The sequence below is a fragment of the Mariniflexile sp. HMF6888 genome (assembly GCF_044335535.1).
In the GTDB taxonomy this organism is placed as follows: Bacteria; Bacteroidota; Bacteroidia; order Flavobacteriales; family Flavobacteriaceae; genus Mariniflexile.
Genome location: NZ_JBIQVZ010000023.1, coordinates 1 through 1,313 on the forward strand (window position 1 = coordinate 1; position 1,313 = coordinate 1,313).

At 30.8% G+C, this 1,313-nt stretch carries 2 protein-coding genes; both read left to right on the forward strand.

Annotated features, from left to right (window positions below; translation table 11 throughout):
• Positions 1–41: 41 nt before the first annotated feature.
• Complete coding sequence (locus ACGLWY_RS18615; protein ID WP_396621180.1) at positions 42–440, forward strand: transposase; 399 nt, start codon at positions 42–44, stop codon at positions 438–440.
• An 8-nt stretch (positions 441–448) separates the two neighbouring features.
• Positions 449–1,279: an IS3 family transposase gene (locus ACGLWY_RS18620; protein ID WP_396621181.1), complete on the forward strand. Its 831-nt coding sequence runs from the start codon at positions 449–451 to the stop codon at positions 1,277–1,279.
• The last annotated feature ends 34 nt before the right edge of the window (positions 1,280–1,313 follow it).

Here is a 1,313-nt window from a genome sequence, read left to right on the forward strand (position 1 = left end):
TGTACGTCCCTGATATATGTTGACCATAAAAGTCAATTTATATGAAAACAAATTTAAGAGCAATCAAGAAGAGCCGTAAGTATTCGGATGAGTTTAAGAAAGAAATAGTTTCTTTGTTTGAAAGCGGAAAGTTTAGTGTTTGCCAACTAGAGAAGCTTTATTCAATAGGCAATCCGACGATTTATAGCTGGATTTATAAATTTTCTACCTTTAACAAAAAAGGAATACGAGTTGTAGAGATGAAAGAAAGTAGCTTAAGTAAATTAAAAGAGCTCGAAAAAAAGGTAAAGGAGTTAGAGCAAATTGTAGGTCAAAAGCAGATTAAGATTGATTATTTAGAGAAAATGATTGACATTGCAAAAGACGAATTACAAGTTGATATCAAAAAAAACTTCAACACCTCACAATCGGCTGGTTCTGCACAAACAAAGAAAAACTAAAGTATTCTTTGAACAAGTTGTATAAGGAAATAGGAATAAGCAAACAGGCCGTTAGTCAATATTCTAAACGCCAAAAAGTGTTTGATTATAATGTTCACAATCTTATTGTTGAAGCTCAAGAGTTAAGAAAAGAACATCCTGGTTGTGGGGTTGAAAAGATGTATTATACATTGCAACCTGATTTTTTAGGAAGAGATAAGTTCATTGATTTGTTTATGGATTTGGGTTTTAGAATCAAAAGGAACAAAAATTATAGACGGACAACTTTTGCTTCTAGAGTGAATTATCCTAATTTAATAAAAGGTATAGAAGTTAATGCTCCATCAATGATATGGCAATCTGACATAACCTATATTGCTGTTGATCAGAAATTCCATTATGCTGTTTTCATCATAGATGTTTACACTAAAAGAATAGTAGGATATCAAGTAACGAACCATATGCGGGCTATGGCAAATACCAAAGCATTAAAAATGGCATTAAAACACAATAAAGCTCCTCTAATCCATCATTCGGATAGAGGAAGCCAATATACCAGTAATGAATATTTAGCATTGTTAAAAGAAAATAGAATACAGGTTTCAATGGCATTATCTGCACAAGACAATGCTTATGCCGAAAGGATAAATAAAACAATAAAAGAAGAATATATAGCCTATTGGAAACCTAAAAATTATGAGCAGTTAAAGAAAATGATAGATAAAGCCGTGTATCAATACAACAATCAAAGGCCTCATAATAACATAGGAAAGATAAGCCCAGTTAAATTTGAGTATAATTGGTATAATAATCCTTGTTTTAGTAAACCAAATATCACTATTTTTAATAATGAAAACTAATTTAAAAACGGTCAACTTTATTTAGGGATTGACA